This is a genomic window from Rhodovarius crocodyli (genome assembly GCF_004005855.1).
GTDB lineage: Bacteria > Pseudomonadota > Alphaproteobacteria > Acetobacterales > Acetobacteraceae > Rhodovarius > Rhodovarius crocodyli.
In genome coordinates this window covers 24,881-48,647 of the sequence record NZ_SACL01000010.1, presented here as the reverse complement: position 1 = coordinate 48,647, position 23,767 = coordinate 24,881, and the positions used below count along the sequence as shown (strand labels likewise).

The window sequence follows — 23,767 nt, the reverse complement described above, 5'->3', positions numbered from 1 at the left end:
GGGGTGGATCGGTCATCGCGGCATTCGTGTGAGGCAGGGGAAAGCTCAGGCCATGTCGGGCGCGAAGGCGGGCATCATCCGTCGCAGCTCACATCTTCATCCGTGGATGCGCACCACCGTGATGCGCGCCCTCGCGCCCGTTCAGGCAGCCGCACCGGGCCCGGTGCGTTGTGTGCCCATGGCGCTTGTTCCTGCCCATAACATCCAAGCGTTCGCCGCTGGCCGAACCGCATTCTGAAGGAGACTGATACGGTGACTGAGGAGACCACTTCCAAACCGCGCGCGATGGCGATGGCGATGTCCACGACCAAGCGCACGCCCAAGCCCGCGACCGCGCGCAGCCGCGCCGCCGCGGCCAAGCCCGCGACGAAGAAGGCCCCGGCGCCCAAGGCCGCCGCCGCCAAGGCCGCTGCGCCCAAGAAGGCCGCTGCTCCGGCCAAGCCCGCCAAGGCTGCCGCGCCGAAGAAGGCCGCCGCCCCCGCCAAACCCGCCGCCGCCGCCGCGAAGCCGGCTGCGAAGGCCGCAGCCCCGAAGAAGGCCGCTGCCCCGGCGAAGCCCGCCGCCGCCGCGAAGCCCGCCAAGGCCGCAGCCCCGAAGAAGGCCGCTGCCCCCGCGAAGCCGGCTGCCCCCGCGAAGCCTGCTGCCAAGGCTGCCGCGCCGAAGAAGGCCGCCGCCCCCGTGAAGCCGGCTGCCAAGGCTGCCGCGCCCAAGAAGGCCGCCGCCCCCGCTAAGCCTGCCGCGAAGGCCGCTGCGCCCAAGAAGGCTGCCGCCCCCGCGAAGCCGGCTGCGAAGGCCGCTGCGCCCAAGAAGGCCGCCGCCCCCGCGAAGCCGGCTGCCAAGGCTGCCGCGCCGAAGAAGGCCGCTGCCCCCGCGAAGCCTACCGCCAAGGCTGCCGCGCCGAAGAAGGCCGCTGCCCCCGCGAAGCCGGCTGCCAAGGCCGCTGCCCCGAAGAAGGCCGCCGCCAAGAAGCCGGCTGCGCCCAAGAAGCCCGCCGCGAAGAAGCCCGCCGCGGCTGCAACCCCGGCGCCCGAGGGCGGCGAGCCCAGCGCCAGCTGATCACGCCTGATCGGTGATCCATTGAACCGCCCGGAGCGATCCGGGCGGTTTTTTCATGCGCCGAAAGTGCCGAGCAGATCGTCGATCTCGGCCTCGGTCAGCTCTCGCGGGTTCTGCCCGCGCAGCAGCAGCGCGAGGCGTGCGGCTTCCTCCAGCTCCTCGGCGGCGGCCACGGCGTCGTTCAACGTCTTTCCCGACACGACCGGGCCGTGATTGGCCAGCAGCACGGCGCGCGCGGATCTGGCGGCTTCGTGGATGCCTGCCTCCATCGCCGGATCACCGGGACGGTGATAGGGCAGCACCGGCAATTCGCGCCCCACCCGCATGACGAAATAGGGCGTCAGCATCGGGATGGGCCGGGTCTCGCCCACCGCGGCCAGGCAGGCGATGGCGGTGGCATGCGTCGAATGCAGATGCACCACCGCCCCGGCATCGGGGCGCGCGGTCAGCACCGCGCGGTGCATGAACACTTCCTTGGAGGGCTTGTCGCCGCCCACATGCCGCCATTCCAGGTCGAGTTTGCTGATGCGCGCCGCATCTAGCCGGCCGAGCGAGGAATTGGTCGGCGTCATCAGGTAGCCGTCGGGCAGGCGGACCGAGATGTTGCCCGCGCTGCCCACGCTGAAGCCGCGCTGGAACAGGCTGGCACCCAGGGCCACGAGCTCCTCGCGGGCGGCTTGCTCAGACATGGTCGAAGGCCTTCACGAAGAAGTCGCGCGTGCCGAAATTGCCGCTCTTGAGGGCCAGGTGAAGGCCGGCATCCTCGGCGAAGCACCAGGGCACGCCGGGGTCGATCTCGGCCCCGATGCGCAGGGTGGCGATGCCGAGCTTCTGCACCACCGCGCCCGAGGTCTCGCCGCCCGCCACCAGCAGGCGCCGCACGCCGCGCGCGACCAGCGCCTCGGCCACGCGGGCCATCACATCCTCGACCAGCGCGCCGGCGGCCTCGCGGCCCAGCTTCTCCTGCAGGGCGGCCACCTTGTCGGGCGGCGCGCTGGCCGCGATCAGGATGGGGCCGGCGCCCAGCTTGCCGTCCATCCAGGCCAGCGCCTGGGCGGTCAGCGCATCGGCATCGGGGGTGGCCAGCGCGTCCAGCTCCAGCGTCGGCATGTGGTCCCGCGCAAGCCCGATCTGCCCCAGCGTGGCGCGGGAGCAACTGCCCGCCACGACCGCCGCATGGCCGCCGCCGGGCGGCAGGCTGGCCGCATCGTCGCGCGGGGGCAGGGCGCCCGCGCGACGGAAATTCTCGGGCAGCCCCATGGCCACGCCGCTGCCGCCCGTCACCAGCGGATGCAGGGAAGCGGCCTCGCCGATCGCCATGAGATGGGCGTCGGTCACGGCATCGACGATGGCATGGCGGCGGCCCGCATCCTGCAGCCCGCTGAAGGCACGGCGGATGGCGACCGCGCCCTGGTCGACGGTGGCGAAGGGCACGAGGCCCACCGCGCCGTCGGTCTGCGCCGCCAGCACGCGGACCAGGTTGGCGTCGGTCATGGGCGTCAGCGGGTGTTTCTCCATCCCGCTTTCATTCAGCAGCGCCTGGCCCACGAACAGGTGGCCCTGGAACACGGTGCGGCCGTTGGTGGGGAAGGCGGGGCAGGCCAGGGCCAGGGAGGCACCGAGCCGCTTCATCAGCGCTTCCGTCACCGGACCGATATTGCCGGCGGGCGTCGAGTCGAAGGTCGAGCAGTATTTGTGGAAGATCTGCCTGGCCCCCGCGGCCAGCAGCGCCTCGCAGGCGGCCAGCGACCAGGCGACGGCATCGGCCACCGGCGCGGTGCGGGACTTCAGCGCCACCACCACCGCATCGGCTTCCGGCAGGGGACCTTCCGGTACGCCGATCACCTGAACGGTCCGCATGCCCTGGCGCACCAGCGTGCTGGCAAGGTCGGTGGCGCCGGTGAAATCATCCGCTATGCAGCCCAGCAGTGGCATGGCCTTCCCTCCCTAGGAACCTGCAGCAGCAATAGTCAGCATGGCCGGTGGCGGGAAGGCCCCGAGTCCCAGGCGAGGAGACCGGCCGGGCCACAACCCTTGCGGGGATTTATCATCCGCAAGGCGAAACGACCGCCTACAGCGAGAAATTAGCGCGACAATCCTTGAAATTCGGGTAAGGCTCTGTTCCAGATTACATGCCGGTGCCGTCATTTCGGGAGATGACGCGATAGCTGCCGGCTTGTTGTGGATTGTCCTGGCGGTGTAACGATCCGACGCGCGAGGGCTTGGGGCGGAGGATGTTGGGTGTCTGAAACCCGGGTATTGCTGGTCGATGATGACGAAGCCTTGGGTGATGCCCTGAGCGACGCGCTGGAGCAGTATGGCTTCGACGTGCGCGTGGCGCGCGACTGGGTGGCCGCCCTGGCCGAGCTTGAGCGCCACCATCCCGATGTCATCGTGCTGGACCAGCGGCTGGGGCGCGTGGACACGCTGGCCCGCCTGCCTGAGCTGCGCCAGCGCACCGAGGCGCCGATCATCATGCTGACGGCGAACAACAACGAGACCGACCGCATCATCGGGCTGGAGACGGGGGCCGACGACTTCCTGGTCAAGCCCATCACCTCACGCGAGCTGATCGCGCGCGTGCGCTCCCAGCTGCGCCGCCAGGTGCGCGCGCCGGGAACGGTGGTGGCCTCCGCGTGGAAGATCTCGCGCCAGGAACGCCGGCTCTACAGGCCGGACGGCAGCGTGGTGTCGCTCACGGGCGCGCAGTTCTCGCTGCTCGACTGCCTGGCCGCCGCGAACGGAGAGCCGCTGAGCCGAGAGGAGCTGACCCGCACGGTGCTGCTGCGCAGCGCCCGCGCGGACGACCGGTCCATCGACAATCTGGTCTATCAGCTGCGCCAGAAGATCCGCGACGCCGGGGGCGGCGACGCGATCGTGGCGCTGCGCAACCGGGGCTATGCCTTCGCGGGCTTCTTCACCGGAGAGGAATGAGCGCTCATTCCTCCTCCGCCGCGGGCTGGCCGTCGGCCACCTGACGCGCGAGGGAGACCAGGGAGCGGCGCACCGACTCTGAGCGGATCGCCCTGAAGGCCGAGACCAGCGACATCTCCAGCCGCATCGACACCACGTCGCGCGGCACTTCGCGCCCCTCGGCGCCGGAACCGTCGGTCATCAGCCCGGCCATCATCAGGATCTCGGCGGGGCTCGTGCCGCACAGCTCCGCGAAGCGGCCAAGCCTGACGGAGCTGATGCGGTTGATCCCGCGCTCATACTTCTGCACCTGCTGGTAGGAGAGGCCGAGGCCCGCGGCCACGCCCTCCAGCGTCAGCCCCGCAGCGATCCGGACCTGACGCAGCGAACGTCCCAGCACCACCGAGGCGTGCCCGTCGCTGCGCGGGTTGGCGCGGCGCGGGGCCTGCGTGTTCTCGCGCATCGAGCCGCCGTTCATGTCATGCCCGAAGGCCGGAGAAATTCCATCCATGGTTGCGCCCTTTCCTCTGATGGAAATTGCGCCAAACCAAGGGCTTCAAGCAGCCAACGAATTGACTTGAACTGTCCGATAGATTGGCCGGCATGCGCGTTGAACGCGAGAAATCAGAAATAAGATGACAAAACGTGATAAATGGAATGTTTTCGGAGATTTCAGGGGATTTGGTGATTCGAATACAATAACTCTCGGGTGTTTTTGGCGGTTCGTGTCGATCTATTCATTGGATCAGCGGCGCTGGGAGTATCCGTCTTGGGTGCGTCTCCAGAGAAGCCCGATCTGTTCAGTTGGATGGAGACACGCAGATGATCGCTTCCAGGAAAGCTTCACTGATGCAGAGCGCGGCCCTCGGCCTCGTTCTCACCCTCTCGCTCAGCGCCTGCCACAGCCGCTCGGAACTGGGCATGGTCGGCGGCGACGCGACGCCGGGTGCCGCGACCGGCGGCAGTGGTTCCTCGGGTTCCGGTGGTTCCTCCGGCGGCGGCGGCACGACGAGCAGCGCCGGTACCTCGGGCAGCGCGGGCGTTGCCGGCGTCGGCGGCGGCACCGGTTCGACCGGTGCCACGGGTGGCACTGGTGCCACGGGCGGCACCGGTTCCACGGGTGGCACGGGCGCCACGGGCGCCACGGGCATCGCCGGCACCTCCGTGTCCTCGCTGCTGACCCCGTTGGCCTCGCTCAACGTCGCCGGCGCCACCACCCCGTCCACGGGGTCGCTCACCTCGGTCGGGCTGCTCTCGCCCACCGCGACCCCCTCCGCGCCGATCCAGGCGGAGGTGCTGTCCGGCACTTCCTCCACCGGCAACGTCCAGGGTCTGCTGACCGGCCTGGCCGGCACCACCGGTGTGGTGAACGGCACCAGCACGGTCCCGAACCTGGTGGGCACGGTCAACTCCACCCTGGCCGGCACCTCCAACCTGCTGGGCGTGGCCCCTGTGCTGCCGGGCGGCACGGCGGATGCGCGGCCGCTGCTGGGTGTCACGCTCGGCAATACCCAGATCCTGGGCAACGGGCAGACGCCCCTGCTGACCAACGTCGCGGCGCTTTCCCCGGCCGTCACGGCCACCGGGTCGCCGATCAACGTCAATCTCCTGACCGGCGCCAACGCCCCTCCGGGCACGGCCGGGCTGCTGGGTAGCGTGACGGGCACCGTCAACGGCGCGACCGGCGGTGCGCTGACCGGCGTGACCGGCACGAACGGCCTGGTTCCGGGCGCCGTCACCACGGTTAACGGCGTGCTGAACGGTGCGCTGGGCGGCGTGACTGGCAGCACCGGCCCGCTGGCCGGCGTGACGGGCGCCGTCACCGGCGTTACGGGTGGTCTGACCGGTGGTGCGGCCCCGCTCTCCGGCGTGACCGGTACGGTCACCGGCCTGACGGGCGGCCTGACCGGCGGCGCGGCGCCCCTGTCGGGCGTGACCGGCACGGTTACCGGCCTGACGGGTGGCCTGACGGGCGGCACCAACCCCGTCAGCGGCCTGGTCGGCGGCGTGACCCAGACGGTCGGCAACGTCGTCGGCGGCGTCACCGGTGGTACCACTGGCGGAACAACCCCTGTGACCGGCGTGCTGACGACCGTCAGCGGGCTCACGGGCGGCCTGACCGGGCGGCTGACCGGCCGCTGAGATGATCCCGGGGCGGCCTTGACCGGCCGCCCCGGGTTTCATCCCTGCCCGAAACACAACCTTAAGTTGCGAAGCCCGTAAATTATTCTATGGCACCGTTTCCGGTGTGGTAATGTTTCAAGTGGAAGGGCCGTGACTACCATGTTGGGTTTGGACAAACACAATAATTGTTGCGTTGCGGGAAGCTTTGCGCTCGCGCTCGCAGCATGCGTCTGGGCCAACGGGGCTCAGGCTCAGGCGGGTCTCGGCGCCCGAGGCTTCGACACCATGCGCCCGGACATCGTGCCGCCCGCCCCCGCGCGGGGCCAGGCGCCGGCCGATCCGGTCCTGGCGACGGCCGCCCCCGGCGTCCGGCTGCCCGACATCGCGATCGCAGATATCGCCATCACCGGCGATGCGGTGCTGGGCCGGGACGTGCTGCGCGACACCGTGGCGCCCTTCGCCGGCCGCCCGCTGACGCTGCCCAACCTGCAATCCCTGCTGGCGGCCCTGTCGGCGGCCCATCGCGCCGCGGGCTATGCGATCGTGGGCCTCTCCCTGCCGCAGCAGGATTTCGCCCGCGGCCTCGTGATCGTGCGGGTGGTGCGCGGCCAGATCTCCGACATCGTGATCGACGGCGACACAGAGGGCGCGGACCTCAGCCTGCTGCGCGCCCATGCCGAGGCGATCCGCAACGAGCAGCCGCTGACGCGCCGCACGCTGGAGCGCCGCCTGCTGCTGATGAACGACATTCCCGGCCGCAAGATCCAGGCGCGGCTGGAGCCCGCCTCCACGGTGGGCGATGCGCGGCTGATCATCACCGTGCAGCGCCAGTCCGTGCGCTATGGCCTCGGCCTCGACAATCTGGGTGCGCGCGAGCTGGGCGACGTCCAGCTCACCGCGGGCGCGACCGTGAACGCCCTGCTGCGTGAGGGCGACAGCACCCGCCTGACGGTCGGCATGCCGATCGGCAACCAGCGCTTCACCTATGTCAGCGCGCGGCACCAGCAGCCCATCGGCACCAACGGCCTGGTGGCCTCGGTCAACTACAGCCTGCTGGAACTGCGAGAGACCGCCAATTCCAACCTGCATGGCCAGGCCAGCACGCTGGGCATCCAGCTCGCTTATCCCGTCATCCTGCGCCCGACCATGGCGCTGCAGGTGTTCGGCGGCTTCGACATGCTGGAGAACCGCACCGATCTCGGCCGCCTGCGCGCGATCGACGAGGGCACGCGCGTGCTGCGCGCCGGCGCCGTCTTCGCCATGGGCAATGAGGCGGGCACGCGCAACGGCAGCCTGGCCGTCGTGGTCAGCCAGGGCATCGACGGGGCAGGGGCGCGCCAGCGGATCACGGGCTATGGCGACCCTGCCTTCACCAAGGTCAACTTCATCGCGCGGCTGGACCAGGTGCTGGTGCGCGACTGGCTGACGCTGCGCCTGCGCGGCACCGCCCAGTACACGGGCGAACGCCTGCCGGCGTCGGAGCTCGTGACCTATGGCGGCGTCACGGTCGGCCGGGCCTTCCGCGCCGCCACGCTGTACGGCGACCGCGGGCTGACGGCCACCGCCACGCTGGCCATGCCCTTCCGCGCGGTGCTGCCGGTGGACAATCTGGCCTCCGGCCTCGGGCGCATCGGCGGGCGGATGGTCCGGGGCGGCGAGTTCTACGCCTTCGCCGATTACGGCCGGACCGAGAACCTGCCCCCCATCGCCTTCAACCGCGGCGACCGCGCGGCCTCCGTCGGCATCGGCATCGGCATGCCGGTGGCCGAGGACACGACCTTCAACATCGAGGTGAACTACCCGATCCTGCGCCCGCACTATACGCCGACGGCCGAACGCCCGCGCTTCGTGTTCGTCTTCCGCCGGAACTTCTGATCATGCGCGCGGCGCTCGCTTCCCTTCGCGGTCTCGATGCCGGCTTCGCCGCCCTGGCGGCGGCGCTGGTGGTGGTGGCCCTCGGCCTGGCGGCGACCGGTGATCTCGTGCTGCCGGTGGTGCCGCTGCTGTTCGGCCTGGCCGGCATCGCGGCCGTGGCGCTGGTGCTGCTGTTTTCCGTCTGGCACCAGGGCCGGCAGGTCCATGCCCTGGCCGGGGCGGAGCTGGAGGCGCTGCGCCGCAAGGAGGAGGAGAAGCTCTCCCGCATCCTCGAAGGCCTGCCGGGCGCAGTCTACCTCGGTGAACTCTACCCCGACGGCAGCATGCGCCTGGACAGCATGAGCCAGGGCCATGAGGCGCTGCGGGAGCTGGGCCTCGGCCACGGCCAGGGCACCGCCCAGGGCTGGTGGGAACGCCTGGACCCCGAGACGCAGGAGGCCCTGCGCGACTTCGGCCGGCGCCTGATGGATCAGGGCCAGGCCATGGTGGAATACTCGGTCCGCCGCGAGGACGGCTCCGTGCTCTGGCTGCGCGACACCGCGCGCGTCACGGGCCTCGCCGCGGACGGCTATGCCGGGGTGGTGGGCATGGTGGTGGACTGCACGGCCGAGCGGCAGATCGCGGATCGGGCGCTGCATGCCTCCAAGCTCGCGACCATGGGGCGCATCGCCACCAGCATCGCGCATGAGATGATCCAGCCGATCAGCACCATCCTGCTGGCCGGCGAGACGGCGATGAACGGCCTGCCGGATGCCGAGGGGCTGGACCCCACCCGCAAGCGCATCGGCCGCATCGTGGAACAGGCCAAGCGCGCGCGGGATTTCATGGACCATCTGCGCATCTTCGGGCGCGCCGACACGGGCTCGCTGGACCCCGTCTTCCTGTCCGATGCGCTGGACGGCGCGCTGCGGATCGCCATGCCGGCGCTCTCCGAGGGCAGGGTGGAGTTCATCCGCCAGATCGACCCGGAGCTGCCGCCGCTGCGCGCGCGCCGGGTGCTGCTGGAGCAGCTGCTGCTGAACCTGATCCTGAACGCGCGCGACGCGATGGAGAACCAGCCGGCCGAGACGCGCCGCCTGCGCGTGGAGGCGGCGCTGGACGGCGACACCAGGGCCATGGTCGTGATCGAGGACAGCGGCCCCGGCATGCCCGAGGCGGTGCTGCGCCACGCCTTCGAACCCTTCTTCACCACCAAGCCCGCGGGCAAGGGCACCGGCCTCGGCCTGGCCATCTGCGCCAGCATCGCCGAGGGCTTCGGCGGCAGCATCTCCGCCGCCAACACCGCGCTCGGCCTGCGCATCACCCTGCTGCTGCCGCTGTGGTCAGAGGACACGGCTGCCGACACCCGGACCGAGGGAGGCATCGCGTGAACCCCATCACCCCGATCGTCGAGCCGCCGCCGCTGGTCTTCGTCGTGGATGACGACGTGGCGCTGGCCGAATCCTACGCCGACACGCTCTCGGCCTACACCTTCCGCACGGAGGTGATCACCCGCTGGCACGGCCTGCAGGATGCGCTGATGGATGTGCGCCCGCACGCCATCCTGCTGGACCAGCACCTGCACGGCGTGGACACGGTGGCGCGGCTGGATCAGCTGCGGGCCAGCACCGATGCCGCCATCCTGATGGTGGCGGCCAACCGCGATGTCAGCGACCGGGTGCTGGCGCTGGAGCGCGGCGCCGACGACTTCCTGGTGAAGCCCGTGAGCGGGCGCGAGCTGGTGGCCCGCACCCGCGCCGCGCTGCGCCGCCAGGTCCAGACGATCGGGGGCGGCACGCGCTGCCGCATCAACGACCAGCCGCCGCACCTGCTGCACCCCGACGGGCGCCAGGTGCTGCTGCAGCCGCCCGAGGCCGTGCTGCTGGAGGCGCTGCTCGGCTCGCCCGGGCGCCCTGTCACCAGCGATGTCATCGCCGAGCTGCTGGACGCGCAGGCGATCGGCAGCACGCCCGGCAAGGCGGTCGCGCGGCTGCAGCGCAAGCTGCAGGCGGCGGGCATGCCCTGGGCCGTCAACGGCGTTGCCCGGCATGGCTATGTTCTCGTGAGGGTGCAGGAATGATGACGGCCGACATCAGCCTCGCCGGCCTCTGGCTGGACTGGATGCCCCTGTTGATGCTGCTGGTGGGGCTGCTCGCCGGGCGGGGCATCGCGATGCTGCGCAGCGGAGAGGTGGGGCCCATGGGCATCGCGCCGCTGGTCGCCTGCGCCATTCCCCTGCCGCTGGCGCCGCATTGGATCGCGGCGACCCCCGCCCAGTGGCTGGGGCTGCTGGGCCTGACGGTGGCGGGGACGCTGTTCGCAGCGCTCTGTGCTTCGGGTCTGCGGACCCTGCCGACTGCCCGGTCGGGACTGTGGGCCGGGCTGTTCTGCGCGGGGTTGCTGCCGGCGGGGTTCGGGCTGTTCCAGGCGGTGGCGCGGGTCATGCTGGACGGCACCGCCCATGGCATCGAGGGCCCGCCTTCGACCCTGCTGCTGGTCGCTGCGCTGTGCGGCGCGGCCAGCGTGCCGCTGATGCGGCTGGAGGGGGCGCTGGCCGCCTCCGGGCCGGTGGCGATGGGGCTGGCCTTCGCCGCCGCGGCCCGGGCCGGCGTGCCCGGCGCCTGGGGCTGGCCGGCCTTCGCCGCGCTGCTGGCGGCACCTCTCTCCCTCATGCTGCTGCGCGGCTGGGGCAGTGAGCGCCGCCTGGCATCGGCGCGCGAGGACGAGCTGGCCGAGGCCATCGTCGCGAGCCTGCCCGAGGCCGCGGCGCTGCTGGAGGATGAGCGGCTGCGGGCCCTGAACCCCCAGCTGCGCCAGCTGATCGGCCAGTCGGAGATCCTGCTGCGGGAGCGCAGCCTGTCCGACCTGTTTCCCCGCCAGGGCAGGGCGCTGGCGGCGGCCCTGGCCGCCGGCACCGGCCAGGGCTGGCAACGGGCCGACCTGCTGGCCGCGCGGGAAAGCATCCCGGTCGAGGTCGTCGCCCGCCCCGTCTGGCCCGGCCACAAGGGGCCGCGCCTGCTGGTGGTGCGCGACCTGCGGCGGGAGCAGGCGCAGGAGGAACGCCTGACCTTCCTGCTGCAGCACGATGCCTCCACCGGCCTGCACAACCGCGCCTGGCTGATGCGCTGGCTGCAGGAGGCCGTGACGCGTGAGACGGGGCGCCAGGGCGCCTTCAACCTGATGCGCATCGGCATGGACGGCCACGGCCCCTTCCAGGCCCTGCATGGCTATGCCGCCACCGAGGAGATGCTGCGCATCCAGGCCGAGCGGCTGCGCGGCCTGCTGCCGCCCGGCACGACGCTGGCGCGCATCGAGGGCGGGGAGTTCGCCCTGCTGCATGAGCACGGCGCGCTGGCCGAGCCCTCTGAGCGGCTGGCCCGGCGCGTGCTCGACACCTTGCGCGCGCCGGTGCAGCTCGACGGCATCGCCCGCCGCGTGGCCTTCAGCATCGGCATCGCGAGCTTTCCGCAGCACGGCGAAAGCGCGGATGAGCTGATGACCGCGGCCGATCTGGCGCTGTTGCGGGCGCGCAGCGCGCGCCGCGGCGCCCAGCCCGCCGATGCCGAGCGCGACCAGGAAACCCTGGCACGCTGGGCGCTGGCCCAGGAGCTTCCGGCCGCGATCGAGGGCGGGCAGCTGCGCCTGTGGCTGCAGCCGCAGATGCGGATGTCGGACATGCGCCTGGCAGGGTTCGAGGCGCTGCTGCGCTGGCAGCACCCGGTGCATGGGCTGATCGGCCCGGCCCGCTTCATCGAGGCCGCCGAGGCGATGGGCCACATCAACGCCGTCGGCCAATGGGTGCTGGAGGAAGCGGTGCGCCGTGCCGCCTCCTGGCCGCTGCCGGTGCCGGTTGCGGTCAATGTCTCGCCGCTGCAGCTGGAACGGCCGGGCTTCGTGCTGGAAGTGGAGCAGGCGCTGGCGCGGCACCGCCTTCCGGCCGCGCGGCTGGAACTCGAGATCACCGAAAGCGGCCTGCTGGAGAACGACGGGCAGGCCATGCAGACGCTGCGCCGGCTGCACGGGCGCGGGGTGCGGATCTCGCTCGATGATTTCGGCGCCGGCTATTCCTCCTTCTCCACCCTCATCTCCTTCCCCTTCAGCAAGCTGAAGCTGGACCGCAGCCTGGTTTCGGGCCGGGAAGGGCACTCCCCGCGAGAGGCGATCGAGGCCGTGCTGGCCCTGGGCAGCGCCCTGGGCATTCCGGTGGTGGCCGAAGGGGTGGAGACGCAGGAACAGCTGGCGTTGCTGGCCTCGCTGGGCTGCGCGCAGATCCAGGGGTACCTGATCGCGCGCCCGGTCAGCGAGGCGCAGGCGCGGATGGAGCTTCTCGACAACCAGGCGGCGCCGCCCCTGCTGTGGCGCCAGCCCCTGGCGCTGCCGGATTCAGCCGAAAAGGCGCAGCCCCACCAGCAGCAGGAAGGGCGGGACGAGAAGGGGCGCGAAGGGAATGCCGGTCAGGGCCAGCGGCCCCGGGCGGCCGCCGCGCGCGCGCCGCGCCAGGCCAAGGCCCAGCGCGGCCAGGATGGCGATGATGAGGGCCAGCAGCAGCGCGTCGGGGTCGATCAGCGCCAGGACCACGGCGAGCTTGACGTCGCCCCCGCCCATGACGCGCAGCCACCAGGCGGGAAGCAGGGCGGCAAGGGCGGCGACGGCGCCATAGGCGGCCCCCGCCAGCCCCTGCGGCGGCGCGTACAGCAGCCAGGCGACGGCGATGCCAAGTCCCGGAAGCAGCGACAGGTTCCCGATGCGCCGCTGGCGCAGATCGACAACGGCAATAGCCGTAGCCCAGAGGCATAAGGCCATGAACGGCAACAACAAATCAGGGTCTCTCATCAATATTCATTATAGCGGAAACGGCCGTCAGTGCATCCCGCAAGTGTTTTTGCGACGCAACAAGTCCTCGCGCGACATTAGTGGATATTTCAAGAGTTGTATTGAGAAAAAATCAATCGCTCTTCGGTTGTGTGGCGCGGTAATAATTGTCGGTAACGGCTCTGTGAAAGAGGTGGAAACGATGTGTGGGGTGCGCGGCTCATGCTGAATTCGTCCAAGATCCTGATGGGTTCCGCGACCCTGCTGCTCGTGGCCGGCTCGGTGCTGATGGTCAAGGAGCTGACCCCGCGTGAGCCGGTGTCGGTGGCGCCCGCCCCCGTCCCGCTGACCCCGCTGCCGGCGCCGCCGCCGGCCGAGGCCCGGCCCCGCATGCTGGTCGCCCTGCGCGAGATCCCGCGCGGCGCGATGATCCAGGCGGAGGCGCTGACCACCATCGAGGTCGTGGCCCAGCCGGGTGCCGAGGTTCTGCGCGCGGCCGAGGATGCCGTGGGCCGGGTGGCGCTGGAGCGCATCGTTCCGGGCCAGACCCTGCTTTCCAGCGTGATCTCCGCCAACCCCACCGCCGCCGGTCTCGGGCCGCTGGTGCCGCGCAACCACCGCGCCACCACCCTGCGCCTGGCCGAGGACACGGGCGTGAGCTTCCTGCTGAAGCCCGGCGACCATGTCGACGTGATGCTCGTCACCCGCGATGACCCTGAGCCCGGCCAGCCGCGCGACAATGCGCGTCCGCCCGATCTGGCGCGGCTGGTGCTGCAGGATGTGCTGCTGCTGGCCGTGGGCGACCAGCTGGGCGCGGAGCCCGCCCAGCCCCAGACGACGCAGGGCGGCCGCCCGCCCGCGCCGCTGCGCACGGCCACCCTGGCCGTGACCCCGGAACAGCTGATGCTGCTGGGCCTGGCGCGCGGCGATGGCGGCTACATGCTGGCCCTGCGCAACCCCGAGGACCGGGATGTGGTGCCGCCCGTCCGCACTGCCCGCAGCGAGCTGCTGGGCGAGGTGGAGGCCCCGCCCATGCCCGCGGCCCAGCCCGAGAGGCGCGTGGCCCCCGTCCGCAGCGGCCCGGAGATCCTCCGTGGTCCTTCCTCTTCTTCCCCCCAGCGAGGCGCACGATGATGGTCCGTTACTCGATTTCCGCCCTGGCGCTGGGTCTGGCCTGGGGTCTTGCCCCGGCCCCCTCGCAGGCCCAGGACGCAGCCGCCCCGGCGGCGCCTGCGGTGGCAGCCCCGGTGGCGGCACCCGCCGCCGCCCGCAGCCAGCCGCGCCGCGCGGGTGTGCAGCGCCAGGCGCCGCCCAACGTCTCCGTGCCGCTCGGCGGGCAGGAGGTGATCGAGGCCTCTGCCGGGCTGCGCCGCATCGCGGTGGGCAACCCGCAGGTGGCCGATGTCACCTTCGTGGGCGGCCGGCTGCGCATCGTGGGCCTGACCGAAGGCAGCACCGACATCTTCCTCTGGAGCGGCAACGACCAGCCCGACCGCATCCGCGTCTCGGTCGCGGCCGGCCTGGATGCCGCGCGCGCGGCCGCGGCCAGCGACCCGGCTCTGGCGAATGCGCGCCCCAGCAGCGAGGGCGGGCGGATCGTGCTGGAGGGGCAGGTGCCTGACCTCGACGCGCATCGCCGCCTGACCGCGCCGCTGCGCGGCCGCGAGGGGGTGATCGACAACACCGCCGTCACGGGTGAGACGGTGGTGGCGGTGGAGGTTATGTTCGCCGCCGTCCAGGCCACCCGCCTGCAGCAGTTCGGCTTCAACTTCCGCTCGCTCGGCACCAGCGTGCAGGGCAGCATCACCGCGCCGGGCGCCTCGGCCAGCAGCACCGGCATCGGCGGCAATACCTATGTGCCGGGCAATCTGGGCAGCTCCACGCCCAGCCTGGCGGCGCTGGCGGGCACCGCGGCCTCCATGGCCTCGCCCATGAGCAGCGCCTTCGGCCTGCTGCTGGGCAACAGCTCCAACAACATCCTGGCCGCGATCTCGGCACTCGCCAGCACCAATTTCGCGCAGGTGCTGGCGCAGCCCACCCTGCTGGTGCGTTCGGGTGAGCAGGCGAGCTTCCTGGCCGGCGGCGAGATCCCGGTGCCGACCCCGCTGGTGGGCGCGGGCTTCAACACCGTGACCGTCGAGTACCGTCCCTTCGGCGTGCGGCTCGAGGTGGCGGCAACGGTCAATTCCGCTGGCCGCATCACCCTGCGCGTGAACCCCGAGGTGAGCGAGCTGGACTACACCAACGCCGTCACGCTCTCGGGCTTCAACATCCCGGCCTTCCGCAAGCGTTCCGCCAGCACCACGGTGGAGCTCGCGAGCGGGCAGAGCTTCATGCTCGCGGGGATGACGCTCTCCAACACCAGCAACCTCGGCGACCGCATCCCGGCGCTGGGCCAGCTGCCGGTGATCGGTGCGCTGTTCTCGCGCACCAATGCCTCGCGGGAGACGCAGGAGCTGGTGATCATCGCCACCCCGCGCCTCGTGCGGCCGATCGACAACGCCCGTCTGCCCACCGCCTTCACCCGGCGCGAGCAGATCCCCGGAACCCTGGACATGATCCTTCAGCGCAACACGCCGGAGGAACAGGCCGCCCGCTTCGGATTGATGCGATGAACGCGATCACGACCTCCCTGGCCGCCGGCGCGGCCGATGGCTCCGGCCGCCTGCCGCAGGCCATGATCCTGACGCTGGACCCGGCGCTGACCGACCGCGTGGCGGCGGCGATGGCGGGCGTCGCCACGCTGCACCGCGCGGACCCGGATGCCGAGATCGCGCTGGCCGCGATCGGTGAGACCCGGCCCTCCCTGCTGCTGATCGACACCGATGACGGCGGTGCGGAGCTGGAGCAGATGATCACCCGCCTGCGCCGGGCCCTGCCGGGCGTGGCGCTGGTGGCGCTCGGCGACGAGGGCCAGGCCGACATGATCCTGACCTGCCTGCGGGCGGGGGCCGCGGATTACGTCGGCCGCCAGGCGGGCGACCTGGTGCTGCGCCGCGTGCTGCGCAAGCGGCTGGAGCGCGATCCGCGTGACAGCTCCCCCAGCCGGCTGTGCCCGGCCAAGGCCGTGATCGGCGCCCGTGCCTCAGACAGCTCGCGGGAAGTCGCGCTGTCGCTGGCGGTGCGCGAGGCGACGGCCCCGGGTGCCGGCACGGTGCTGCTGCTCGATCTCGCGCCGGATGCGTGGGAGAGCGAGCTCGCCCTCGATGTCGCGCCCCGCTACACGCTGGCCGACGCGCTGGACGACATCGACCGCCTGGACGCCACGCTGCTGAATGGCGCGGTGGTGCAGGAGAACGCGTCGGGCCTGCGTTACCTGGGCCAGCGGCCGGGCCGCGCCGAAAGTGCCAGTGCGGCCGATATCGGCGCGCTGGTGGGGCTGCTGCGCGGCTTCTACGACATGGTGGTGGTGCATCTGGGCCATGCGGCCACGCCGCGTGCGGCCTCGCTGCTCTCGGGCCTGCCGCATGCCAGCCTGGTGATGACGCAGAGCATCGCCGGCGCCCAGGCGGCGGCCGAGCTGATGCGCCAGTCCTTCCCCGGCGGCGTGCCGTCCAGCCTGGTGCTGGCGGTGGCCGAGCACGATGCGCGCCAGCATCCGACCGCGCCCGCTCTCGCGGGCACGCTCGGCATCTCGCGCCATGTGCCGCTGCCCGACCGGCGGCAGGTGCTGCGCACGGCCGCCAATGAGGGCCGCTTCGGCACGCTGATGCCCAAGGACCGCGCCATGGCGCGCGGTGTGGCCGAACTGTCGGCGCGGCTGCAGCCCGAGGGCATGCAGCGCGCCCAGCGCAGCCTGCTGCAGCGGCTGGTCAACCTGCAGGGGCTGTTCGGCAGATGAGCGGCGACGGCGACATCCTGCCCGGCGCCTCGGTGCGGCTGACGGACGAGTATCAGGCGATCAAGTCTCGCGCTTTCGCCCTGCTGCTCGACCGTCTGGAGGCGCGCGGCGAGGCGGTGGAGAGGTTGGGCCGTCCGGAACTGCGCCGCCACATCGCACTCGCCGTGGATACGGCACTGGCGGAGATGGAGGCGGCGCTGAATGTGGGCGAGCGCGCGCGCCTGGCCGATGAGCTGGTGGATGAGGTGGTGGGCTTCGGCCCGCTGGAGCCGCTGCTGGCCGACCCCACGGTGGACGACATCATCGTGAACGGCCCGCGCCGGATCTATGTCGAGCGCGGCGGCCGGCTGGCGCGCGTGCCGGTGCGCTTCCGCGACGACGCGCATGTGCTGGCCGTGATCCAGCGCATCGTGGGCCCGATCGGCCGGCGCGTGGATGAAAGCACCCCCTATTGCGACGCGCGCCTGCCCGACGGGTCGCGCGTGAACATCGTGGTGCCGCCGGTCGCGCTGGACGGCCCCGCCATCTCCATCCGCAAGCAGCGCAAGGTCATGATGGGTGCCATCGACCTGGTGCGCCGCAACTTCGCGCCCCGCGAGGTGATCGACTATCTGGCGCGCGCCGTGCGCGCCCGGCTGAACATGCTGATCATCGGCGGTACGGGCTCGGGCAAAACCACGCTGCTGAACGTGATGTCGAGCTTCATCGGGCACGAGGAACGCCTGGTCACCATCGAGGACGCGGCGGAGCTGCAGCTGCGCCAGGAACATGTGGTGCGCCTGGAATCCCGCCCGCAGACCAGCGACGGCGGCCAGGCCGTGACGCTGCGCGACCTGGTGCGCAACGCCCTGCGTATGCGCCCCGACCGCATCATCCTGGGCGAGGTGCGCGGCGCCGAGGCGATCGAGATGCTGCAGGCCATGAGCACGGGCCATGACGGCTCCATGTCCACGCTGCACGCCAATTCGCCCCGCGACGCGCTGGCGCGCCTGGAGATGCTGCTGGCCTTCAGCGGCCTGCCGATCGAGCCCATCGCGGTGCGGCGCTTCGTCTCCTCCTCCATCAACGTGATCGCGGAGGTGCGGCGCGGCACGGACGGCGTGCGCCGCCTGGTCAGCGTGGCGGAACTGGCGGGGGTGGAGAACGACACCTACCGCATGCACGAGGTCTTCACCTGGACCGAGGCCGCGGGCGGCACGGCGCGGGTGAACAGCTCCACCTTCCTGGCGAAGCTGCAATCGGTGCGGGGGCTCGCGGAATGAACCGGGCACAGGTCCTGCTGCTGATCATGATCGGGGTGCTGGGCGTGGTCCTGGCCCTGGTCGCCGGCTGGCGCGAAAGCCGGGCGCGCCGCGTGACGCAGGCGCGGCTCAAGGTGCTGCGCGACGCGCGGCTGGAGGCGCAGAAGACCCTGGTCGACACCGGCGAAGGGGTGGGCGAGGGGCGTATCGCGCTGTTCGCGCTGCGCTCGGGCCTGTCGCCGCGGCTGCTGGTGCCGGGCGTGCCGCTGTTCCTGCTGGCCGTGGGGGTGGTCGCGGGCTCGATGCTGGCCTGGGAGTTCGCGCTGGTCGTGCTGGGGCTGGCCGCGCTGGTCGTCGTCGTCGCGCTGCGCTTTGCCTATGACCGGCGGCAGCGCGCGCTGCAGGCGGGGTTGCCTTCCTTCCTGGAGGCGGTGCGCCAGCACATCCTGGTCGGTGCCTCCGTGCCGCAGGCGATGCAGCGCGCGATCACGGCGACCAACCCGGTGCTGCAGGCGGTGTTCCTGCCGGCCGGCCTGCGCGTGCAGGCGGGCGCGGGGCTGAGCGAGACGCTGGCCTGGGTGGCGAACCGCCACGGCAACCAGGAACTGGCGGCCCTGGCGGCGGCGGTCGCGACCTCGGTGCGGTTCGGCGGCCGGCTGGCCACGGCGCTCGGCAACCTGGCCGAGGGCATGCGCTCACGCGAGAAGGTGGCGCGCGAGATGCAGGCGGCCACCGCCGAGGTGCGCATGTCCTCCGTCGTGCTGGCGCTGCTGCCGCTGGCGGTGGGCGGCTGGATGCTCATGACCACGCCCGGCTACCTCGAATACTACAGCGACCCCGCGCAGGGGCGCGGCGTGGTCTTCTGGCTGGGCGGCCTCTATCTGATGGGCGTGTTTCTGCTGCGGCAGATCGCGCGCCCCCGGTACTGAGGAGGGCAGGGCGATGATGATCGCATCGACGATGCTGCTGCTGGGGGGCGCGATGCTGCTGGCGCTGGCCATGCAGCAGGGGCGCTCGGGCCTCGTGTACCGGCGGTTGCGCCATGTGGCCGTGCGGGAGGCAGAGACCGCGAGCCGCCGTTCCCTGGGCCTGCGCCAGGCGGTGCTGGGCTTGGGCAATGCGCTGGCGGGCAAGGGCAAGTCCCGCGCCGAGCTCGAGAACAAGCTGCTGCTGGCCGGCATCACCTGGCGTGAGGCCGCACCCGCCTTCAGCCTGATCCGCCTCGCGCTCTGCGCCGTGGCCGCGGGCGTGGGGGCGCTGTGGGAACCGCTGCTGGGTGCCTCGGCCGATGCGGCGCTGGGCGCCGGCATCTTCTTCATCCTGCCCGGGCGCTGGCTGGATGCGCGCGCGACGAAGCGCGCGCGGCTGCTGCGCGCCGAACTGCCGGTGGCCATCGACGTGATGTGCATGGTGCTGGAGAGCGGCGCGGCCATCGAGCAGGCGATGCGCTTCTCCGCCTCGCTTGACCCGCACCCGGCACCCGCCGTGCAGAAGGTGCTGCGCGGCTTCGTGCTCGATCTGGACCGCGGTGTTCCCTACGAACTCTCGCTGGTGCGCTTCGGTGAGCGCCTGGGCATCGAGGACGGCCGCTATGTGGTGGAGGTGCTGCGCCAGTCCCTGCTGCACGGCACCGAGGTTCTGCAGCCGCTGAAGAGCCTCGCGCAGGATCTGCGCGACCGGCGCCTGTCCGACGCGCGGATCGCGATCGGCAAGGCCACGACGCAGATGACGGTGGTGATGGTCGCGACCCTGCTGCCCGCCCTTGTCGGGCTGATCGGCGCACCCGCCGTCAGCGCCGTGCTGACCACACTGAGAGGTATGCAATGATCAGGCCCTGTCTACTGCTGGCCGTACTGGCGCTGGCCCCGGGCTGTGAGACCGTCCGCGGCGTGCTGGGGCCGACCACCGGCGCGCCCGCCGCGACCGCGCCCAGCCCCGCCACCGACCGCCAGCAGGCACGCAACCTGTACCTGGATGTGATCCGTGGCCTGCGCGAGCGCGGCAGCAACCGGGCGGCCCTCGCGCATCTGGACGAGTATGAGCGCCAGCACGGGCAGAGCCCCGCCAGCAACCTGATGCGCGGCGAGATCCTGACCGACCTGGGCGACGAGCCCGGTGCGACGGCGGCGCTCGGCCGCATCAGCGGCGGCGCCGAGCAGGCGGCGGCCCTGAACACCATGGGCCTGCTGGCCGGCCGCGGCGCCCGCTGGAACGAGGCCAAGGACCGCTTCGAGGCGGCGATCCGGCTGGAGCCCACCAATGTGCGCTTCATCAACAACCTGGGCTTCGCGCTGCTGAACCTGGGCGACGCGCCGGGTGCCGAGCACCGGCTGCGCATGGCTTCTGAGCTGGACCCGAACAGCGAGGAAGTCCGCAACAACATCGCCCTGCTTCTGCTGGCCACCGGCCGCCGCGCCGATGGCGAGCGGGTGCTGGGCCAGATCCAGTCGAGCGAGACCCGCAATGCGATCCGCCGCGAGGCGCAGCGCCTGACCATTCGTCCCGAGAGGAGATCCTGATGCGCATCACCGCCCTGGCCCTGATCGTGGCCACCCCCCTGGGGGCGTTCGCGCAGAGCATGACCATGCCGGCCGCCGAGCCGCAGCCGCTGAGCCCTTTCCAGCAGGTGATCCAGATGCAGCTGAACAGCCGCATGACGGAGCCGCCGCCGCCGCCCGTGCCGGGCTATGAGGCGGAGGCGATGCGGCAGTTGCCGCCGCTGCGCGACATGAACGCGAGCACCCGCTCGCCGTCCATGCGCGGCAGCGGCTCCGGGCGCTGACCATGCGCGGCCGTCTTCTGCATCGTCTGCGTCGCGGCGCGGTGGCCCCCATGGCCGCCCTGCTGATGACGTCGCTGCTGGGCTTCACGGGCCTGGCGGTGGATGTGGGGCGGCTGCATCTGGAACGACGCGCGCTGCAGGCCGCGGTGGATGTGGCGGCGCTGAGTGCCGCGCGCGAGCCTTCGGCCGCGCAGGGGCTGGCCGGCAGCGCGATGACGCGCCAGGGCTATGGCACCGCGCAGCGCACGGTGGTGTCGGGCACCTATACCGATGATCCCGGGCTTTCCGTCGCGGGGCGCTTCGCTGCCGGCGGCACCACGCCCAATGCCGTCCGGGTGACGGCGCAGACGCAGTTGTCCCTCGCGCTGACACGGGTGATGACGGGCCAGGCGAACACCACCGTGACCGCCACGGCGACCGCCGCGCACCGCCCGCTCGCGGCCTTCAGCGTGGGCACGCAGACCCTGGGCCTGGATGGCGGCCTGCTGAACCAGCTGTTGAGCGCGCTTCTGGGCGGCAGCGTCAGCCTGGATGTCGTCTCCTATCGCGGGCTCGCGAATGCGCAGGTGGGGCTGCTGGAGTTCCTGGACCTGCTGGCGACGCGGGTGGGGCTGAATGCCGGCACCTATACCGATCTGCTCAATTCCTCCGTCGGCCTCGGCGCGGTGCTGGACGTGGCGGCCCAGGTGCTGAATTCGAGCAGCGCGAGTGCCGCGACCACGCTGGAGGTTCTGTCCCAGGCCTCGGCCGCCGGGCGCAGGCTGGTCTTGGGGGATCTGCTGTCGCTGGCCTTCAACCATTCGATGCCGGTGGGCCAGTACGGCGCGGACCAGAGCTACACCAACCTCGACGTGAATGCGCTGAACCTGGTGCAGTCCGCGATTCAGCTGGGCGGCAACCAGGCGGTGTCGCTGCCGGTGGGGATCAACATTCCCGGCCTCGCGACGGTGGGTGTGCAGGTGCGCGTGATCCAGCCGCCGCAGGGCCTGCCCGGCAATGCGCTGGGGCAGGTGGGCAGTTCGGCCTGGACGTCCCAGGTCAGGGTGCTGCTGACCATCCGGCTGCTGCAGCTGTTCCAGGGCGGGGTGGTCAATGTGCCGCTGATCGTGGATGTCGCGCCGGCCGAGGCCGAGCTGCGGGCGATCGCCTGCCAGGGAGAACCCGGCACGGACGCCACGGCGACCATCCGCGCGCATACCGGCGTGGTGCGGGCACAGATCGCGGACATCACGCAGGCGCAGTTCAACGATCCCGCATCCTCGATGGCGTCGGCGGGGCCGGCCACGATCCTGAACGTGCTGGGGGTCGTAAAGGTCACGGCCTGGAGCCCGCAGGTGACGTTGGGCAGCGGGCAGTCGGACATGGTCTTCACCCAGCAGGAAGTCGCGGCGGGAACGGTGCATTCCGTGACATCCGGCGGGCTTGTCGGCTCGCTGCTCGGGTCATTGAGGCCACAACTTGACGTTCAGGTGCTTGGCCTGGGCTTGGGTCTCGGCGGGCTCACATCCTCGATTCTGGCGGTTCTGAGCCCGGTGCTGTCGGCGCTGGACCCCATTCTCGATGGCCTGTTGAGCGCGCTGGGCGTCCGGCTCGGCCAGGCCGATGTGCGCGTGAGTGGTATTCGTTGTGGTGTGACGGCTCTAGTGAACTGAAAACTGCCTTTTCATTTCTTTAGAAAAACAAAAATATCAATATTTGGACGCGTGTAGTATGATGGAACACGATGCCTCGGGTATCGGTGTAACGGCACGTGTTTACGTTGAATACGCTTGGATGTTCGCTCTTAGGCTGTGCTCAGAATCCTTCATCAACTGCACGATATTGGTTGACAAAAGGTGAATTTCCGACGACCCTTACGGAAGTTTATCGTTCTTGTTTTCTCTCGGTGCGGAGAGTATTACTTACCTGGGACGCAGGTCGTTGCGGTGGGGCCGCACGGTGATGCGTCAGTGACAGGTTCCGTGTTGCGAGGGTTTTCTTGGGCGATCCAAACTGCTGGCAGTGCCCGCCGGATGCGCTGTCGGCCTTCTTCATCACCGGCCAGAGAAAGGACGAAACAATGAAGACGATGATCAAGCGGCTGTGGCGGGACGAGAGCGGCGCCTCGGCCATCGAGTACGGTCTGGTGGCGGCGCTGATCGGCGTCGTGATCGCGGCGACGGCCCGCGGGATCGGCACCCAGCTGACGACCCTGTTCACCAGCATCCAGACCGCGCTGACCGGCTCGTAAGGTCATGCGTGGCGTTCGCCAGCGCCTCGCCTGGGCCCGAAGGGGCAGCGTCAGCATCGAATTCGCCATCCTGGCGACCCTGATGCTGATGCTGATCTTCGCGATCATCAGTTTCGGCGTGCAGTTCGGCGCCAGGCTGGTGGCAACCCAGGCGGCCAGCGAGGGCGCCCGTGCTTCCGTCGCCGGTCTCACGGCGGCGGAGCGCACAAGCCTGGCGAACACCGCGGTCACCAATCTGCTGACGCGGTACGGCGGCCTGGCCTCCACGAGGCAGGTGGTCGTAACGCCCATCGGAAACCCCGTCACGCGCGTGGATGTCACGGTCACCCTGGACATCTCGCGCTTCGGTCTGCAGCGCCTGGCCACGCTGGTGCCGGCGATGACCAACAGGCCCTCCGCCACTGTCAGCGTGCAGGTCGGCGGCTACTACTGACATGAACCCCCAATGGCTGGATGCCGCCGCGGGCTGCCTGCTGCTCGTGCTGGCGGTGAGCGACGCGCGCCGCATGCGCCTGCCGCTGCGCTGGATGGCGCTGCTCTACCTCTGCGTATTCCTGAAGGGCTGGCTGGTCGGCAACTGGGTCGGGCTGCTGGCGGCGCTGGTGGGCGTGCTGGTGGTGTGGCTGCCCTTCGGCCTCATGCGCCTCATCCTCGGCAAGCGCGCGGACCAGTGGCTCGGCGGCGGCGACTGGCTGCTGGCGGGCGCGTTGGGTGCCTGGCTCGGTCCCTCCATGGCGCTGGCGGTGCTGGCGGTCAGCTTCGCCCTGTCGGCCATTCTCGGTTTCGCGCTGCGCCGGCGCCGCGTGCCCTTCGCCAGTGTCTGCGCGCTGGTGGTGGCGGCGGGCTGGGCGGGCGGCGTGCTGACGTAGTTCTTGCCCCCGGGACGATGCTTGCCGAACATGGCGGCAAGCGCG

The 23,767-nt window shown here is 71.1% G+C and carries 23 protein-coding genes and 1 pseudogene; 20 read left to right on the top strand and 4 right to left on the bottom strand.

Going from position 1 to position 23,767, the window contains the following annotated elements; all coding sequences use genetic code 11:
- Window positions 1–297 precede the first annotated feature (297 nt).
- On the top strand, window positions 298–1,056 hold the full coding sequence (locus EOD42_RS26195) for a hypothetical protein (RefSeq protein WP_206020433.1): 759 nt from the start codon (window positions 298–300) through the stop codon (window positions 1,054–1,056).
- A 53-nt stretch (window positions 1,057–1,109) separates the two neighbouring features.
- On the opposite strand, the gene otnC is transcribed toward EOD42_RS26195, so the two are convergent.
- Window positions 1,110–1,745 carry a 3-oxo-tetronate 4-phosphate decarboxylase gene (gene otnC / locus EOD42_RS21575; protein ID WP_127789666.1) on the bottom strand — a complete coding sequence of 212 codons (636 nt, stop codon included), beginning with the start codon at window positions 1,743–1,745 and terminating at the stop codon, window positions 1,110–1,112.
- Complete coding sequence (gene otnK / locus EOD42_RS21570) at window positions 1,738–2,991, bottom strand: 3-oxo-tetronate kinase (RefSeq protein ID WP_127789665.1); 1,254 nt, start codon at window positions 2,989–2,991, stop codon at window positions 1,738–1,740. The genes otnC and otnK overlap by 8 nt, the downstream gene beginning before the upstream one ends.
- Before the next feature lie 306 nt (window positions 2,992–3,297).
- Between otnK and EOD42_RS21565 the strand changes: the two genes are divergently transcribed.
- Complete coding sequence (locus EOD42_RS21565; protein WP_164868065.1) at window positions 3,298–3,990, top strand: response regulator transcription factor; 693 nt, start codon at window positions 3,298–3,300, stop codon at window positions 3,988–3,990.
- A 4-nt stretch (window positions 3,991–3,994) separates the two neighbouring features.
- Here the strand turns inward: EOD42_RS21565 and EOD42_RS21560 are convergent, their stop codons facing one another.
- A complete protein-coding gene (locus tag EOD42_RS21560; protein WP_127789663.1) occupies window positions 3,995–4,480 on the bottom strand; it encodes a helix-turn-helix domain-containing protein in 486 nt (161 codons plus the stop codon).
- Window positions 4,481–4,818: 338 nt separating this feature from the next.
- Here EOD42_RS21560 and EOD42_RS21555 point away from each other — a divergent pair, with 338 nt between their 5' ends.
- The 5 genes and pseudogenes from EOD42_RS21555 to EOD42_RS21535 all read left to right on the top strand — a co-directional run.
- Window positions 4,819–6,111 (top strand): hypothetical protein, encoded by a 1,293-nt coding sequence (locus EOD42_RS21555; protein ID WP_127789662.1) that lies wholly within the window; start codon window positions 4,819–4,821, stop codon window positions 6,109–6,111.
- Window positions 6,112–6,378: 267 nt separating this feature from the next.
- Complete coding sequence (locus EOD42_RS21550) at window positions 6,379–7,968, top strand: ShlB/FhaC/HecB family hemolysin secretion/activation protein (RefSeq protein ID WP_164868064.1); 1,590 nt, start codon at window positions 6,379–6,381, stop codon at window positions 7,966–7,968.
- A 2-nt stretch (window positions 7,969–7,970) separates the two neighbouring features.
- Window positions 7,971–9,338, top strand: coding sequence for a PAS domain-containing sensor histidine kinase (locus EOD42_RS21545; protein ID WP_127789660.1), 1,368 nt, complete (start codon window positions 7,971–7,973; stop codon window positions 9,336–9,338).
- Window positions 9,335–10,027, top strand: a complete 693-nt coding sequence (locus EOD42_RS21540) for a response regulator transcription factor (protein ID WP_164868063.1) — start codon at window positions 9,335–9,337, stop codon at window positions 10,025–10,027. The genes EOD42_RS21545 and EOD42_RS21540 overlap by 4 nt, the downstream gene beginning before the upstream one ends.
- A pseudogene (locus EOD42_RS21535) lies at window positions 10,024–12,231 on the top strand (putative bifunctional diguanylate cyclase/phosphodiesterase); the annotation flags it as partial. The gene EOD42_RS21540 and the pseudogene EOD42_RS21535, both read left to right, overlap by 4 nt.
- Window positions 12,232–12,330: 99 nt before the next feature.
- Here EOD42_RS21535 and EOD42_RS26680 read toward each other — a convergent pair.
- Window positions 12,331–12,750 (bottom strand): prepilin peptidase, encoded by a 420-nt coding sequence (locus EOD42_RS26680; RefSeq protein ID WP_408902180.1) that lies wholly within the window; start codon window positions 12,748–12,750, stop codon window positions 12,331–12,333.
- On the opposite strand from EOD42_RS26680, the gene EOD42_RS21530 reads away from it, so the two are divergent.
- The 13 genes from EOD42_RS21530 (at window position 12,749) to EOD42_RS21470 (ending at window position 23,722) form a co-directional block, all read left to right on the top strand.
- Window positions 12,749–12,988 (top strand): hypothetical protein, encoded by a 240-nt coding sequence (locus tag EOD42_RS21530; RefSeq protein WP_127789657.1) that lies wholly within the window; start codon window positions 12,749–12,751, stop codon window positions 12,986–12,988. The genes EOD42_RS26680 and EOD42_RS21530 overlap by 2 nt on opposite strands.
- Window positions 12,982–13,893, top strand: coding sequence for a Flp pilus assembly protein CpaB (cpaB, locus tag EOD42_RS21525; protein WP_127789656.1), 912 nt, complete (start codon window positions 12,982–12,984; stop codon window positions 13,891–13,893). The genes EOD42_RS21530 and cpaB overlap by 7 nt, the downstream gene beginning before the upstream one ends.
- On the top strand, window positions 13,890–15,374 hold the full coding sequence (locus EOD42_RS21520) for a type II and III secretion system protein family protein (RefSeq protein WP_127789655.1): 1,485 nt from the start codon (window positions 13,890–13,892) through the stop codon (window positions 15,372–15,374). The genes cpaB and EOD42_RS21520 overlap by 4 nt, the downstream gene beginning before the upstream one ends.
- A complete protein-coding gene (locus EOD42_RS21515; RefSeq protein WP_127789654.1) occupies window positions 15,371–16,600 on the top strand; it encodes an AAA family ATPase in 1,230 nt (409 codons plus the stop codon). The genes EOD42_RS21520 and EOD42_RS21515 overlap by 4 nt, the downstream gene beginning before the upstream one ends.
- Complete coding sequence (locus tag EOD42_RS21510) at window positions 16,597–17,862, top strand: CpaF family protein (protein WP_127789653.1); 1,266 nt, start codon at window positions 16,597–16,599, stop codon at window positions 17,860–17,862. The genes EOD42_RS21515 and EOD42_RS21510 overlap by 4 nt, the downstream gene beginning before the upstream one ends.
- Window positions 17,859–18,770 (top strand): type II secretion system F family protein, encoded by a 912-nt coding sequence (locus EOD42_RS21505; protein WP_127789652.1) that lies wholly within the window; start codon window positions 17,859–17,861, stop codon window positions 18,768–18,770. The genes EOD42_RS21510 and EOD42_RS21505 overlap by 4 nt, the downstream gene beginning before the upstream one ends.
- Before the next feature lie 13 nt (window positions 18,771–18,783).
- Window positions 18,784–19,668, top strand: coding sequence for a type II secretion system F family protein (locus tag EOD42_RS21500; RefSeq protein WP_127789651.1), 885 nt, complete (start codon window positions 18,784–18,786; stop codon window positions 19,666–19,668).
- Window positions 19,665–20,360, top strand: coding sequence for a tetratricopeptide repeat protein (locus EOD42_RS21495; RefSeq protein WP_127789650.1), 696 nt, complete (start codon window positions 19,665–19,667; stop codon window positions 20,358–20,360). The genes EOD42_RS21500 and EOD42_RS21495 overlap by 4 nt, the downstream gene beginning before the upstream one ends.
- Window positions 20,360–20,623 carry a hypothetical protein gene (locus tag EOD42_RS21490; protein ID WP_127789649.1) on the top strand — a complete coding sequence of 88 codons (264 nt, stop codon included), beginning with the start codon at window positions 20,360–20,362 and terminating at the stop codon, window positions 20,621–20,623. Before EOD42_RS21495 ends, EOD42_RS21490 begins: the two co-directional genes overlap by 1 nt.
- Before the next feature lie 2 nt (window positions 20,624–20,625).
- Window positions 20,626–22,275, top strand: coding sequence for a pilus assembly protein TadG-related protein (locus tag EOD42_RS21485; RefSeq protein WP_127789648.1), 1,650 nt, complete (start codon window positions 20,626–20,628; stop codon window positions 22,273–22,275).
- A 407-nt stretch (window positions 22,276–22,682) separates the two neighbouring features.
- Window positions 22,683–22,853, top strand: a complete 171-nt coding sequence (locus EOD42_RS21480; RefSeq protein WP_127789647.1) for a Flp family type IVb pilin — start codon at window positions 22,683–22,685, stop codon at window positions 22,851–22,853.
- A 4-nt stretch (window positions 22,854–22,857) separates the two neighbouring features.
- Entirely contained in the window at window positions 22,858–23,286 is a 429-nt protein-coding gene (locus EOD42_RS21475; protein ID WP_127789646.1) for a TadE/TadG family type IV pilus assembly protein, read from the top strand.
- Between the two features lies 1 nt (window position 23,287).
- On the top strand, window positions 23,288–23,722 hold the full coding sequence (locus EOD42_RS21470) for a prepilin peptidase (RefSeq protein WP_127789645.1): 435 nt from the start codon (window positions 23,288–23,290) through the stop codon (window positions 23,720–23,722).
- Window positions 23,723–23,767 lie beyond the last annotated feature (45 nt).